Genomic DNA, 13,841 nt, shown 5'->3' on the forward strand with positions numbered 1-13,841 from the left:
TCCCTCGCGAGCAACCCATGCATATCAAAGAGCTCGTCCTTGACGGTTTCAAGAGTTTCGGGCGGAAGACCCGAATCCCGTTCTACGAGGACTTCACCGTAGTCACCGGTCCGAACGGGTCCGGCAAGTCGAACATCATAGACGGCGTCTTGTTCGCCCTCGGCCTCGCGCGGACGCGGGGCATCAGGGCAGAGAAACTCACCGACCTCATCTACAACCCCGGCCACGCCGACGGGAGCGACGGCGAGTCGGCCGGACCGAGAGAAGCGAGCGTCACCGTCGTCCTCGACAACGGAGACGGGAAACTCGACCGCTCGCAGATAGTAAACGCCGCCGGGAGCGACGACGTCGGCGACGCCTCCGAGATACGCGTCAAGCGGCGCGTCAAGGAGACGGACGACAACTACTACTCCTACTACTACCTCAACGGGCGGTCCTGCAACCTCTCGGACATCCAGGACCTCCTCGCGCAGGCGGGTATCACCCCCGAGGGGTACAACGTCGTCATGCAGGGCGACGTGACCGAGATTATCAACATGACCGCCTACCAACGGCGGGGGATAATCGACGAGATAGCGGGCGTCTCCGAGTTCGACGCGAAAAAGGAGGACGCCTTCGGGGAACTGGAGGCCGTCGAAGAGCGAATCGACGAGGCGGACCTCAGAATCGAGGAGAAACACACTCGCCTCGACCAACTCGAAGACGAACGCGAGACGGCGCTGGAGTACAAATCGCTCCGCGACGAACGAGAAGAGTACGAGGGCCATCTGAAAGCCGCCGAACTCGAAGACAAACGCGCCGACCTCGAACGCACGGAGACGCGCGCCGAGACCAAAGAGTCGACCCTCGCGGACCTCCGCGAGGAACTCGACCGAAGGCAGGGCCGCGTCACACGGTTCGAGAGCGAACTCGAAGAGCTCACCCGGGAGATAGAGCGGAAAGGCGAGGACGAACAACTCCGCATCAAATCCGAGATAGAGGAGGTCAAAGGCGAGATAACTCGCTTGGAGACCGCAATCGAAAGCGCCGAAGACCGAATCGAAGACGCCGAAAACGAGCGTCGAAAGGCGTTCGTCCAACTCGACCGCAAGCAAGAGAAGATAGCCAATTTGGCGGACGACATCCGCTCTGTCAAAGTCGAGCAGGCGTCGGTCAAATCCGACATCCAGTCGAAGGAGACGGAACTCGCCGAGGTGAAATCCGAGATAGCGAGCGTCGACACCGAGTTCGACGAACTCAAAGCCGAGCTAGAGGACAGAAAAGAGCGGCTGGAGGAACTGAAGACGGCGAAAAACGACCTCCAACGCGAGAAAGACCGCCTGCTCGACGACACGCGCCGCCGCGCCAACGAAATCGCAGAGACAGAAGAGAAAGTCGAGGAGGCCAGAGGACGCCTCCCCGACCTGAAGGCGACGCTGTCCGACCTCCACTCGGAACTCGACAAAGCGGAGAAAAACCGCGACAAGATACGCGGCGTCGTCGACGGCCTCAAAGAGGAGAAATCCGATCTGAAAGCGGAACTCGACGAGGTTGCCGACGACCTGCGGCGCAAGCAATCGCAGTACGCCGAACTGGAGACCAAAGCCGGGCGCGACGGCGACAACTCGTGGCCGCGGTCGGTCACGACGATACTGAACGCCGGACTCTCCGGCGTCCACGGCACCGTGGGCCAACTCGGTTCCGTCACCGGCGAGTACGCCACGGCCTGTGAGACGGCCGCGGGCGGGCGACTCGCGCACGTCGTCGTCGACGACGACGGCGTCGGGTCGTCGTGTATCGACTACCTGAAATCTCGGAACGCGGGTCGCGCGACGTTCCTCCCCATCACGAAGATGGACGACCGGGGCCTGCCTCGAAAGCCGAACACCGACGGCGTGGTAGACTTCGCCCGGAATCTGGTCGAGTACGACTCGGAGTACGAGACCGTCTTCTCGTACGTCCTCGGGTCGACGCTCGTCGTAGAGGACATGCAGACGGCGCGAGAGTTGATGGGCGACTTCCGCATGGTGACGCTCGACGGCGACTTAGTCGAACGGTCCGGCGCGATGACCGGCGGGTCCGGCGGCGGGTCTCGGTACTCCTTTTCGAAGTCCGGAAACGGGCGTCTCGAACGCCTCGCAGAGGAGATTGCCTCTCTTGAGGACGACCGACAGAGACTCCAAGACGAACTCCGCGACGTCGAGAGCGACATCGACGACGCCCGCGAGAAGATGGCCGACGCCAACGACCGGATTCGGTCGGTCGAGGCCGACATCGAACGGGCCGAATCGGACGTCGACGACGCGGAGACGACAGTCTCGGAACTGACCGACCGCGTCGAGGAACTCCGTGAGGAACGCGAATCCGTCGACGAGGAGATGCGCGACATCGACGAGGAGATAGCGGACCGCGACGAGGAGATAGCGGCGGTCCGAGCCGAGAGAGAGGAACTCGAAGGCGAACTCGAAGACTCGGAGATTCCGGAACTGACCTCGCGGGCCGACGAGATTCGCGCCGACATCTCCGACCTCGAAGACCGGATGGACGAGTTGGACGGGCGTCTGAACGAACTCCAACTGGAGAAGGAGTACGCCGAAGACGCCGTCGACGACCTGAACGAGACGGTCGAATCGGCCCAAGAGAAGAAGGCGGACGCTCGGGACGCCATCGCCGAGAAGAAATCCGAAATCGAGGACCGAGAGGACGTCCTCGAAGACAAGCGGGCGGCGGTCGAGGAACTCGAAGCGGAACTGGCCGAACTGAAGGAGGACCGCAGCGAACTCCACGAGGACCTCCGCGAGGCCAAAGCCGAACGCGACGAACAGAAAGAGAACGTCGAGCGCGTCGAGTCCACCGTCGAGAGCCTGCGCGAGAGCGCAGAGCGTCTCGAGTGGGAGATAGACGAACTCGCCGCCGAAGTCGGCGACTACGACCCGGAGGCGATACCCGACCACGACGAGGTGGAGTCGAACATCGAGCGTCTGACCGCGGAGATGGAAGCGCTCGAACCGGTCAACATGCTCGCCATCGACGAGTACGACGAGGTGAAAGCGGACCTCGAAGAGTTACAGGACCGGCGCGACGTCCTCGTCGACGAACGCGACGCCATCGAGGAGCGAATCGACCGCTTCGAGTCCCAGAAGAAACGGACGTTCATGGAAGCGTTCGACGCGATAAACGAGAACTTCACCGACATCTTCGAACGTCTCTCCGACGGGACGGGCGAACTCCACCTCGAAAACCCGGAGGACCCCTTCGAGGACGGACTGACGATGAAGGCGCAACCGGGCGATAAACCCATCCAGCGTCTCAACGCCATGTCCGGCGGCGAGAAATCCCTGACCGCGCTGGCGTTCATCTTCGCCATCCAGCGACACAACCCCGCGCCGTTCTACGCGCTAGACGAGGTTGACGCGTTCCTCGACGCCGCAAACGCCGAACGCGTCGGCGAGATGGTCGACGACTTGGCGGGACGCGCGCAGTTCGTCGTCGTCTCGCACCGCTCTGCGCTGTTGGAACGCTCCGAACGCGCAATCGGCGTGACGATGCAGGGCGACAACGTCAGCGCCGTCACCGGCATCCAACTCGGAGAGGGTCGCGACGGACGCGACGGCGGCGACGACGACAGCGACGACGGCACCCCCGGCGACGCAGAAAACGCAGAAGAAGAGGAGGTCCCGGCGGATGACTGACCGGCGCGAGGAGGTGATGCCGGACGGAATCGACGCGCCCGAGGCGGACGACGACGAGGTCGAACCCGTCGAACTGCTCGTCAAACTCGCCGAGGAGGGCGAGATAGATCCGTGGGACATCGACGTGGTGGACGTGACCGACGCGTTCCTCGACCACCTCGATTCGACCGACCTCCGGACGTCCGGGCGAGCGCTGTTTTACGCGGCGGTCCTCCTGCGGATGAAGAGCGACGCGTTGCTCGAACCCGACGAGGAGCCCGAGGAGGAACTCGAACCGTGGGAGGCGGCCTTGGAGGGTCCCGACGGCGCGATGGCCGGCGGCGACGGCGACGCACCGGGGTTCGACCCGGTGGACGCCTTAGAGGAAGAGATGGACCGACGACTCGATAGAAAGCAGGCGCGCGGGTCGCCCGAGACGCTGGACGAACTCGTCCGCGAACTCCGCGACGCCGAACGCGGGTCGTGGTGGAAGCGCCGCCGCGAGTACGACACCTCGGAGTCGCCGCGGGGGTACCAACGCGGCACGCAGACGCTCGATTACCGGAGCGACGACGACTTCCGCGACGACGACGAACCGACGGCGGCGGACGTCACCGGCACCGCCCACACCGAAGACATCGAGTCGTCCATCCGGACGGTCGAGGCAGCGCTCCGCGAGCAGTACGACAACGGCCGCGCGGAGGTACTCTACCGGGAGGTTCGGACGGTCACCGAGACGCCGGTGACGACCTATCTCTCGCTTCTGTTCCTCTCGCACCGAGGGACGGTACGCCTCCGACAGGACGACCTGTTCGGCGACCTGTGGGTGCAGGACCCCGAGGCCGTGGACGGAGAAGACGACAGCGAGGACGAGGGAGACGAAGCGGTCGAAGCCGAGGCCGAGGCCATCGCGGACTGACCGCGGGACTCCGTCCGTTCAGATATCGCCGCGTATCGCGTCGGCGACGCGTTGCCGGTCGAACAACTGCTCTTCGTCGGGCACCTCCGGATAGGGCTGGCCGTTCTCGTAGCCCGGCCACTCGCCGAACTGCTCGGGGTAGAGCTGTTTTGCGCCCATCTCCAGTTGGAACAGGTTCATGATGGGGCCCTGATAGCGCATCCCGGCGGGGTACACCCGGTCGTTTTGCACCGCGGTCAGTTGACTCCCGACGGGGTGGTCTTTCAGCGAGGCTATCGTGTCTTCCATGTTGTAGTTGGGCGTCGTGCCCCACAGGTGGAGGATGACGTCGGGGTCGGCTTCGAGCATCGTCTCGTAGTCCACCGTCCCCCAGAGACTGCTCCAGTCTTTCTCGGCGAACGCGTCGTTCGCGCCGAGTGGGCGCGTGTCGGCGAGCCAGTAGCCGGGTTTGTTGAGGTGGTAGGTGTAAAACGAGTCGCTGTTGGACGCCAACGTGACGCGGACGGCGGTCGGGCGGTCCTCTTTCGGCGGGAGCGAGTCTCGAATCGAGGAGACGAGTTCCTCGTGGACGTCCGCGAGCGCTTCGTACTTCTCTCGCTCTCCGAACACGTCCGCGACGTTGCCGAACATCTCCCAGAGCGTGTAGTAGTCGTACTCGAACCCCTCGGGCGGGGCCGCGTGCGTACCGCTGTAGAAGTTTCCGAACCACGGACCGATTTGGGAGGACACCTCGTCTACGTCGCCCTCGTCCCAGTTGTCCTGCGTCGACGCCCACGCCGGGTCGGCCAGGTGGACGTCGCTGTCGAGTTCGAAGAGCAGTTCCTTGCGGAGTCCCTCGGCCAACGGGTCCGAGAGTCCCTCCCACTCGAAGGAGACGCCCTCTAAGTGGTGATAGTAGTGATTCATCGTCGTCCCGGACATCTCCGGAACGTACACCGAGTTGACGGCGTCGCCGTGGCCGAGTGCCACCGCCATATCGGCGTACTGGGGGAAGACGGTGAAGACGCGTTCGGGGACGCCGTCGAACTCGACTGTCCCCATCGGCTTCATCGACGCCGAGTGGGACGACTCGCCCGCCTCCGTCTTCGCTTCAGTCGTCTCCGTCGCCGCGTTCGCCTCTCCGGGTTCCGACTCCGTCTCTGGCCCGTCGCCCGACCCGTCGCCGGTACAACCGGCAACGAGGCCAGCACCGGCGAGTGCGGCGGTTCGTCGCAGATAGGTCCGTCGCGTAGGCGCGTCTCTCATTCATTTTAGGCATGCCTAAACAATCGTATATCAGTTTTGGTTCGGAGAAGGACCCGGCTCGCGGGAGCGGTTCGCCCCGAGAGCCGTCTACTCGACGTACTCGCCGATGAGGGGGTCGAGGTCCGCCTTCGTCTCCTCGTCGATCGCGTCGTCGGGCGTGTTTATGGTGCCTTCGAGCGAGGAGTGACAGTCGCACTCGTGGTCCTCGGGGAGGGCGCGGATGGCCGCCTCCACCGTCTCTTTGATGGCCGTCTCGTTTTCGGCGGCGTTCTCCAGAACCTCGTCGAGAGTGACCTCCGAATCCTGCTTCCAGACGTCGTAGTCGGTGACGCCCGTCACCGTCGCGTACGACATCTCCGCCTCGCGGGCGAGTTTCGCCTCCGGGATGGTCGTCATCCCGATGACGTCCCATCCTTGGTCGCGGTAGAACTCGCTTTCTGCGCGGGTGGAGTACTGCGGCCCCTCGATGCAGACGTACGTCCCGCCGCGGACGACGTCGGCGTCCGCGGCCTCCTCTGCGGCGTCTACGACGATTTCCGACAGTTCCGGGCAGTACGGCTCCGCGAACGGTTGGTGGACGACGACGCCCTCGTCGAAGAACGTCAGGTCGCGGTGTTTCGTCCGGTCGTATATCTGGTCGGGAACGACGAGCGTCTGCGGCGGCAGGTCCTCGCGGAGACTGCCGACGGCGTTGCTCGCGATGACGTGCGTCACGCCCAGTTTCTTCAGCGCGTAGATGTTCGCGCGGTACGGGAGCGTCGTCGGCGAGTGTTGGTGGTCCGGCCCGTGGCGGGGCAGAAAGACGATTTCGCGTCCGGTGTCGCCGAACTCGCCGACGACGGCGGGCGCGGAGGGACTGCCGTACGGCGTCTCGACGTCGATTTCGCTCGTCTCCGTCAGCGGCAGGGCGTCGTAGATTCCGCTTCCGCCGATGAATCCGATGGTCATACGTCCGAGTCGGAGCGCCGGAACAAAACCGTGGCGAGTCTCGGCCGGGCCGCCGTTCGGACGCGCGGATGGTCGCCGCGACTAGAGGACGACGCCCGATTCGAGGAGTGCGATAGTGACCGTCAGCGTCGGAACGCTGACGAGCGTCGTCACGAAGACGGCGGTGGAGACGAACTCGGCGACGGGGACGCCCGCCACGTCGCCCTCGGCGAACTCGCCGACGAGGATGAGAGGCGTCACCGCGGCGGGCATGGCGCACTCCAGTACGAACGTCCGCCCGACGCTCGGGTCGGAGAACCCGACGACGAGGGCGATACCGACGCCGACGACCGGTGCGACTGCCATCTTCAACACCGTCACGACGCCGACTTCGGACAGCGTAGACCCCACGTCCGTCTTCGAAAGCTGGATGCCGAGGATGAGCAACATCAGCGGAATCGACGAGTCGCCGACGAGTTTCAGCGTCTCCATCGCCGTCGACCCCGCGGGCGGGACGACGCCTACGGCGCGGGCGAGGAGTGCGGCGACGACGGCGTAGACGAGCGGAATCTGGAACACGCGCTTTACGCCTTCGAGCCCGCTGTCCCCGCCGCCGCGGGAGGCGATGTAGACGCCCACGGTGTAGATGAGGACGCTCTGCACCGAGAGAAAGAGCACCGCCGTCGAACGCCCGGTGCTCCCGAACGCGAAGTTCGAGACGGGGATGCCGTAGTTGCCGGAGTTCGGGAACGCGGCGACGAGGACGAGTGCGCTGAGAAACGGGTCGCGTTGACCGAACAGGCGGCCGGCCCCCTCCGCGAGCACGATCATCACGAGGTGGTAGACGGTGACGGCGACGGCGACTTCGACGAGCGTAGACCGCGCGAGGGAGGTGCTCGCGAGACTGTGAAAGACGAGTGCCGGCGCGAGGACGTAGACGACGACGGTGTTCAGCGGGTCCGTCCGGACGTCCGTCGCGCGTCCGAGTGCGAATCCGACCGCGCCCACCGCGACGATCGGTAAAATCGCCGTCGCGAAGATGGAGACCAGCGACACGTCACACTCGACACCCCCCGCCCCTTCAAACGCTTCGGAGACGGCGCGGCTTACCGCCTCACGGGGCGGTCACCGAGACGATTTCTCGTCAGCGTCGGCGTCGGTCTTTGCGGCCTCGTACCGCGCGCGAACCGTCTCGAACAGGTCGCGCCCGACGGGCGTCCGCAGTCTCGGCTCCGCGGTGGCGAAAAACTCGTCTAACCGGTCGTACGCCCCGAAGTTCGGGTTATCGGCGTCGGGGTCGTATCGCCCCTCTCTCTCGTAGACGAGCGCTTGCAGGCACATATCCACGAGGTCCATGTCCTTGACGAACCGAGCGGTGTCGGTCTCTCTGGTCTCGTACTCCTCCCACGACTCGCGGAGGTCCGCAGCGAACGGCGAGAGGAGGTCCTCGATGGCGTCTCGTTCCCGACGCTCCTTCTCTGCGGGGTCGATAGTCTCCGCGTCGGGGTCGGCGCGGGTCGCCTCGTCGCCGGTGCGGGCCTCCGCGATATCGTGGAGGAGGGCCAGACGCACCGCTCTGTCGGGGTCTACGCCGGCGCGGTCCGCGAAACAGAGACAGAGGTGAGCGACGCCCCACGAGTGGGCGGCGACCGATTCGGGGTCGGAGATGCCGCGGAGTTGCCACCCCGTGCGGCGTTCGTCCTTCAGGTCGTACGTCTCGATGAGGGCGTCGAACGTCTCGCCCGAGTTCGTCGGGGGCACGTGTCAGGAATCGGCCGGGTCTTCGACGAGTCGCCACGCGCCGTCGCTCGCCGCCTCGACGTATCCGCGGCGTTCCATCTCGTTCATCACTTCGTCCATGCGGTTCGGTTGCGCTATCTCCATCTCGATTCGGTCGACGTTGTGGAACTCAGAGAGGTAGTGACGGACGTCCTCTCCCTCGAACGTCTCCTCGTCGGCCTTCTCCATGACGCCGGAGACGAGGTCTATCATGTCTTCGATGAAGTTCCACGGGTAGACGACCCACGCCCACTCTTCGAGGCGTTCGCCGACGTAGTGGGGTTCGAACTCGCTCGTCTGCAGGAGTTGGAGCGTCGCCGTCCGAACCTCGTCTGCGTCCCGGTCGGTCACGTACTCGTGGGCGTGGCGTATCGACCCGCCGGTGTCCGCGATGTCGTCGATGATGAGCACGTCTTTGCCCTTCACGCTGCCCTCCGGCATCGGGTAGCGAACCTCGGGTTCGCCCGACTTCTGGGCGGTCCCGACGTAATGTTCCATCTTCAGGCTCGTCAGGTCGTCCATCCCGAGGAAGTCACAGATGCACCGCCCCGCGAACCACCCGCCGCGCGCCAACGCCACGATGACGTCGGGCTCGAAATCGGACGCCTTCACGGCGTTGCTCACGTCCCGACAGAGGCCGTAGATGTACTCCCAGTTCGTGATAGTGCAGTTAAAATCGTCGGGGAGGTCGCCCATGGACTTCGTTCACCAGTTCGTACAGGGCGCGTGTCCCCCTTTAACGTATTCGTCTCGGCACGCGTTCGGTACGCGAGCGCACGGACGGCCCGCCGCACCGGCCGACGTCGAGCGCGCCGATACGCTTATATCAATGTGGTGTGCTAACACTTATCGAGGAATTCACGATGCACACCTGCCACAACTGCGAGGAGTTCGTCACCCGCGACTTCGTTCGAGTGTTCGGCGACGAGGAGGGGCGCGTGTTCGGGTGCCCGTCCTGTCTGACCACCCGCGACTTGCAGAACGGAACGGCGTCGAACTCGGCGGCGTCCGCCGGACCACCGTCGCCCTGAGACGACGCCGTCGGACGCTTCGGTACCGTCCGGCCGTCACCGTCCGCCGCCGAACGACGACCGCGGGGATTGATGAGAGGGAGGTCCGTCTACCCCGCCATGCAGACGCGTCGCACCCTTCTCGTGGACGCCTTCACAGACGAACCGCTCTCGGGCAACGCCGCCGGCGTCGTCCCCGAGGGGCCGGACCTGACGGAGTCGCAGATGCGTGCCGTCGCCCGCGAACTCGCGGTTAGCGAGACGGCGTTCGTCCTCCCGTCGGGGTCGGCAGACCGCCGCCTCCGCTATTTCTCGCCGACGCAGGAGGTGGACCTCTGCGGACACGCCACTATCGCCACCCACGCGCACCTGTACGACGCGGGCGTCCTCGACGCCGGAGACCACACCGTCGAGACGAACGTGGGCGTCCTCGACGTCGAACTGGAGTCGGACGGGACCGTCTGGATGACGCAGGACGCTCCGAGCGTCACCCCCGTCGAGGTGGAGTACGACCGTCTCGGCGCGGCACTCGGCATCGACCCGGAGGCCCTCCGCGACATCGGACAGGACGCCTCCGTCGCCGTCGCCTCGACGGGACTTCCCTTCCTCGTCGTTCCGGTCAACTTCCTCGAACACCTCGGAAACGCCGACCCGAACTTCGCCGCCGTCGAGGAACTCGCGGCGGAACACGACGCCGCGGGCGTCTACGCGTTCACCTTCGACGTCCTCGACGCCGACTCGACGATTCACGCCCGCGCGTTCGCGCCGGGAATCGGCGTTCCGGAAGACCCCGTCACCGGTACCGCCGCCGGCGCGTGCGGCGCGTACCTCCGCCAGTCGAACGCCTTCGACGAGACGCCCGAGGAGATAGTCGTCGAACAGGGGCACTTCGTCGACAGACCGGGGCGCGTCCGCGTCCGCGCCGGGACGGCGATTCGCGTCGGCGGACGGGCGGTCACGTCGCTCGACGGGACGCTCACCGTTCCGCCGTCCGACGACGACGACATCGTCGTCGCTTGAATATTTAGACTCTCGGTCGCATCGACTGCGTCGTAGAGTGAGATTTATGTGGATTCAGTTCAACTTGCCAACATGAACTCCGGCTCCTCGCAACCCGTCGACGAGAGGTTCACAGCGTTCGCGGACGCCTCCCGGCGAACTATCCTCTCTACGCTCTGTGAACGGTCGTCGGGGGACGGTGCTCCCGCCGTCAGCATCGAGACGCTGACGACGGAACTCGCCTCCGACGGCGGACGCGACGACCCCGACGGACGGGCGGACGGCGGCCGCGTCCCGGGCGGCCGAAGTCCGTCCGCGGACGCGAAGGTGGAACTCGTCCACGTCCACCTCCCGGCTCTCGAACGCGCGGGACTCGCGGAGAGAGACGACGGGCGGGTGCGTCTCGTCGAAGACCCCGCCGTCGTCGAACGCGGACTCGAACTCGCAGAGACCTTCCGATAACCCCGTCGGGTCGGTATCGTCGCTCCGAGGCTCTCGGCGTTTCTCGACGCGAAAAACAGACTCGTTAGCCGTCCGGCGGTCGTCAGCCGATGTACCGCAGGTCGTCGTCGGTCGGCATCCCCTGTTGTTGGTTCTGCATCTCCTGTATCTTCCCGACGACTTCCTTCATCTCCTCTGCGCGTTCTTCGAGCGACTCGTAGCCGACTTCGAATCCGGCCGCCTCTTCGAGGACTTCGAGGACCGCCTGCGCGCTCGTGGGGTCGACGAGATATCCGCTCGTCTCGCCCATGAGGCAGGCGACGTCGAGTCCGCGCCGACCGCCGAGACCGAGGAGCAGACCGCTGACGCCGACGATTCCGCCCGCGGGTTCGTCCTCGCGGAACTCGACGCCCGCTTCTGTCAGGTCGTCGATGGCCGCCTCGTCGGTCACCGCCGCGAGAACCGCGGGGTCGTCGACCAGTTCGCCGGTCGGCACGCCGCCGAGTGCGAACCCGCGTTCGACGCCGAACTCTTCTGCGATATCGAGGAAGGTGTCGGTGAGGTGGTAGTGGCCCGCGTTCGACTGGGCCTGGTGGTCGCCGGTGAGAACGAGAAGGTCGCGGTCACCGGCGTCGACGGCGTAGAACTCGGCGTTGGCCAGTTCCGCGACGCCGTCGTCGCCGATAGACACCTGCGGGGGGAACTCGTCGGCGAACACCCGGCGAACGAGTTCGCTGTCCAGTTCTTCGAGCAGATGCTCGACGGCGAGTTTGCCGACGTGTCCCACCCCGGGAAGCCCCTCGACGAGTACGGGGTCCCGGAGTTCCGGGTCCGCAACCGTCTCGACTTCGATTTCGTCCATAGCCGTGTTACCGGTCGCTTCGCTTAAAGGACCGTCGGTACTCTCCGTAGGGGTCTTCGGGGTTGAACGGCGCGGGCGCGCTGTTTTCGGTGTCGGCACCGCAGTCCGGACAGGTCGCAGAAAGCGTGTACACCGGGCGGTCGTGACGGGCGCGCCACGCGCCGCAGACCCGGATATCCGACTTCATCCTACTCGTCGTCTTCGTTGCGTTCGCGGTGGAACTCCGACGTCCCGCCGGCCGCCTCGATGGAGTCGGCCGCGCGGGCGGCGGCGTCTTCGAGCGCCGTCTCCGCCGTCTTGTAGTCGGGCGCGCGCACCTTGATTCGGTACTCGGGAGACCCGACGTACGTGACAGAGAGCTCTATCTCGTCGGAGATATCCTCCCCTTCGGCGGCCTTCAGCGCCTCCTTGATATCGTCGACGCCGTTTCCGGCGGGGCATCGAAGGTCGACGTAGCCGGAGACGGTGACGTAGGGAACGGAGACGTTCTGTCGGGCCGTATCGACTATCGCTTCGATTTCGTCGTCCGCTAAGTCGACGTCTTCGAGCGCTTCCGTGCCGTGGATGGCGGCCTGCTCGAACCCGTCGTAGAGCGACTCGTACTCGGCGAGCAGCGCGTTCGCGACCGAACTGTACTGCTCGTCTGCGACGTCCTCGCCGAAGGCGATGTTCATCCACTTGTCCGCCTTCTGCTCGTTTTTCCACTCCTGAATCTTCTCTTTGCGCTGGTGCTCGTTGACGTCCTTGATAGAGAGGTCTATCTGCTGGGAGTCGGTGTCGACGTCGAGCACCTTCGCGACCACCGTCTGTCCCTCGCGCACGTGGTCGCGGACGTTCTTGATCCAGCCGCTGGCGACCTCGCTTATGTGCGTGAGGCCGCGTTTGTTCTCGTACTCTTCGAGGTCGACGAAGACCCCGAAGTCGGCGATTTCGTCGACTTTACCGACGACGAGCTCACCTTTGTCGGGCCAGCCGCTGTACTTCATATGTAAATACCTCCGAAGGGGAGCTTACGCCTCGGTCGTGCGGCGTTCGACCGTCTCGACAACTTCGCCGCGGATGTCGGCTTTCCCGCCGGTCGGCGTGGCGAGCGTGGTGCCGCAGACGGCGCAGTTGACGACGGACGATGCCTTTCCGAAGACGACCTGTTCGTTGTCGCAGTCGGTACACTGAACGCGGTAGTAGTTTCCAGCCATGATTACTCCTGGAACTGCAGGCGGCCTGCGCGCCATCCCTCTCGCATGTGGGCCTTCCCACACTCCGAGCAGATGTACTTCAGGTGCGTCTTCTTCGTCGGCTTGTCGCCACCGGGCACCTTCGAGAACTTACCGGCGTTCCCGATGGTGGACTTTCCGCGTTTCTGCTGACGAGCGGCCCACTTCATTCCGGTCTGGCGACCCGAGCGGACTTTCTCGACTTCGTGCTCCTCGTGTGCTCTACAGTGAGGACAGTACGTGTTGAATCGGCGTGGCATCTCCATAGATATCGACCTTACGCGAAGTTCGGCACGGCCCGTTAAAACCCGTTTGGTTCGCGTCGGGCGTCCGACGGCTCCGTGCGGGCGGGTGACGTGAGAGACGTTACCTGGGGTCGGAACGGGGAGTCGAATCGGCGGCGCGACGGCTCTCGCGTTCGTCGCCCGGTCGGCCCGACAGACGACGTTCGCGAGACATCTCCGAAGCCGTTAAGCCCCGACTGGGCAAAACGTCGCCGTATGAAGAAGCTCATCATCCGCGGTGACCCCGGCATCGGGCGCGGCGCGACCATCGAGGTGGGCGGGGAAGAAGTGGTCTGTTTCTCCATCGATAGACAGGGCGACTGGCACGGCCCGGACCGTGTCCAACTGTGGTGCACCGTCGGTACCGAAGCGGAGAGAGAGACGTTCGACCGCCGCGAGTACGTTCCGCACTTCCTCGACGTGGAAGCCGTGGACGCCGAGGCCATCGACGTCATCAACAAGCGCGGACAGCGCGGCACCTGAACGCTCCGCAACCCGCGGGGCCGCCGCC

The 13,841-nt window shown here is 65.0% G+C and carries 16 protein-coding genes; 6 read left to right on the forward strand and 10 right to left on the reverse strand.

Annotated features, from left to right (window positions below):
* The first annotated feature begins 17 nt into the window (after positions 1–17).
* Positions 18–3,671 (forward strand): chromosome segregation protein SMC, encoded by a 3,654-nt coding sequence (gene smc, locus BM167_RS03115; RefSeq protein ID WP_092888568.1) that lies wholly within the window; start codon positions 18–20, stop codon positions 3,669–3,671.
* Positions 3,664–4,569 (forward strand): segregation/condensation protein A, encoded by a 906-nt coding sequence (locus tag BM167_RS03120; protein ID WP_092888571.1) that lies wholly within the window; start codon positions 3,664–3,666, stop codon positions 4,567–4,569. The genes smc and BM167_RS03120 overlap by 8 nt, the downstream gene beginning before the upstream one ends.
* An 18-nt stretch (positions 4,570–4,587) precedes the next feature.
* Here BM167_RS03120 and BM167_RS03125 read toward each other — a convergent pair whose 3' ends face one another.
* The 5 genes from BM167_RS03125 to BM167_RS03145 all read right to left on the reverse strand — a co-directional run bounded on the left by BM167_RS03125 (position 4,588) and on the right by BM167_RS03145 (position 9,216).
* On the reverse strand, positions 4,588–5,814 hold the full coding sequence (locus BM167_RS03125; protein ID WP_092888575.1) for an ABC transporter substrate-binding protein: 1,227 nt from the start codon (positions 5,812–5,814) through the stop codon (positions 4,588–4,590).
* 87 nt (positions 5,815–5,901) lie between these two features.
* Entirely contained in the window at positions 5,902–6,762 is an 861-nt protein-coding gene (gene mtnP / locus BM167_RS03130; protein WP_092888578.1) for an S-methyl-5'-thioadenosine phosphorylase, read from the reverse strand.
* Positions 6,763–6,843: 81 nt separating this feature from the next.
* Positions 6,844–7,797: an AEC family transporter gene (locus BM167_RS03135; protein ID WP_092888581.1), complete on the reverse strand. Its 954-nt coding sequence runs from the start codon at positions 7,795–7,797 to the stop codon at positions 6,844–6,846.
* Between the two features lie 69 nt (positions 7,798–7,866).
* On the reverse strand, positions 7,867–8,502 hold the full coding sequence (locus BM167_RS03140) for an HD domain-containing protein (protein ID WP_092888584.1): 636 nt from the start codon (positions 8,500–8,502) through the stop codon (positions 7,867–7,869).
* A 3-nt stretch (positions 8,503–8,505) separates the two neighbouring features.
* Entirely contained in the window at positions 8,506–9,216 is a 711-nt protein-coding gene (locus tag BM167_RS03145) for a phosphoribosyltransferase (protein WP_092888587.1), read from the reverse strand.
* Positions 9,217–9,356: 140 nt separating this feature from the next.
* Here BM167_RS03145 and BM167_RS18050 point away from each other — a divergent pair, with 140 nt between their 5' ends.
* The 3 genes from BM167_RS18050 to BM167_RS03155 all read left to right on the forward strand — a co-directional run bounded on the left by BM167_RS18050 (position 9,357) and on the right by BM167_RS03155 (position 10,991).
* Positions 9,357–9,551, forward strand: a complete 195-nt coding sequence (locus tag BM167_RS18050) for a DUF7563 family protein (RefSeq protein ID WP_143095458.1) — start codon at positions 9,357–9,359, stop codon at positions 9,549–9,551.
* A gap of 99 nt (positions 9,552–9,650) precedes the next feature.
* Positions 9,651–10,550, forward strand: coding sequence for a PhzF family phenazine biosynthesis protein (locus tag BM167_RS03150; RefSeq protein WP_092888590.1), 900 nt, complete (start codon positions 9,651–9,653; stop codon positions 10,548–10,550).
* 72 nt (positions 10,551–10,622) lie between these two features.
* The gene (locus BM167_RS03155) at positions 10,623–10,991 is read left to right on the forward strand and encodes a hypothetical protein (RefSeq protein ID WP_092888594.1); all 369 of its coding nucleotides are present in this window, start codon (positions 10,623–10,625) and stop codon (positions 10,989–10,991) included.
* Positions 10,992–11,073: 82 nt separating this feature from the next.
* Here the strand turns inward: BM167_RS03155 and BM167_RS03160 are convergent, their stop codons facing one another.
* From BM167_RS03160 to BM167_RS03180, 5 genes are read right to left on the reverse strand one after another with little or no spacing between them, the layout of a single operon-like run.
* Positions 11,074–11,832, reverse strand: coding sequence for a proteasome assembly chaperone family protein (locus tag BM167_RS03160; RefSeq protein WP_092888597.1), 759 nt, complete (start codon positions 11,830–11,832; stop codon positions 11,074–11,076).
* A gap of 7 nt (positions 11,833–11,839) precedes the next feature.
* Positions 11,840–12,019, reverse strand: coding sequence for an RNA-protein complex protein Nop10 (locus BM167_RS03165; RefSeq protein WP_092888600.1), 180 nt, complete (start codon positions 12,017–12,019; stop codon positions 11,840–11,842).
* Position 12,020: 1 nt separating this feature from the next.
* A complete protein-coding gene (locus BM167_RS03170) occupies positions 12,021–12,818 on the reverse strand; it encodes a translation initiation factor IF-2 subunit alpha (protein WP_092888603.1) in 798 nt (265 codons plus the stop codon).
* A 24-nt stretch (positions 12,819–12,842) separates the two neighbouring features.
* On the reverse strand, positions 12,843–13,028 hold the full coding sequence (locus tag BM167_RS03175; protein ID WP_092888606.1) for a 30S ribosomal protein S27e: 186 nt from the start codon (positions 13,026–13,028) through the stop codon (positions 12,843–12,845).
* Positions 13,029–13,030: 2 nt separating this feature from the next.
* A complete protein-coding gene (locus tag BM167_RS03180) occupies positions 13,031–13,312 on the reverse strand; it encodes a 50S ribosomal protein L44e (RefSeq protein WP_092888609.1) in 282 nt (93 codons plus the stop codon).
* 234 nt (positions 13,313–13,546) lie between these two features.
* On the opposite strand from BM167_RS03180, the gene BM167_RS03185 reads away from it, so the two are divergent.
* Positions 13,547–13,813, forward strand: coding sequence for an HAH_0734 family protein (locus BM167_RS03185; protein ID WP_092888612.1), 267 nt, complete (start codon positions 13,547–13,549; stop codon positions 13,811–13,813).
* Positions 13,814–13,841: the final 28 nt, after the last annotated feature.

Origin of the sequence: Halopelagius inordinatus, assembly GCF_900113245.1 — an archaeon.
GTDB classification, from domain to species: Archaea; Halobacteriota; Halobacteria; order Halobacteriales; family Haloferacaceae; genus Halopelagius; species Halopelagius inordinatus.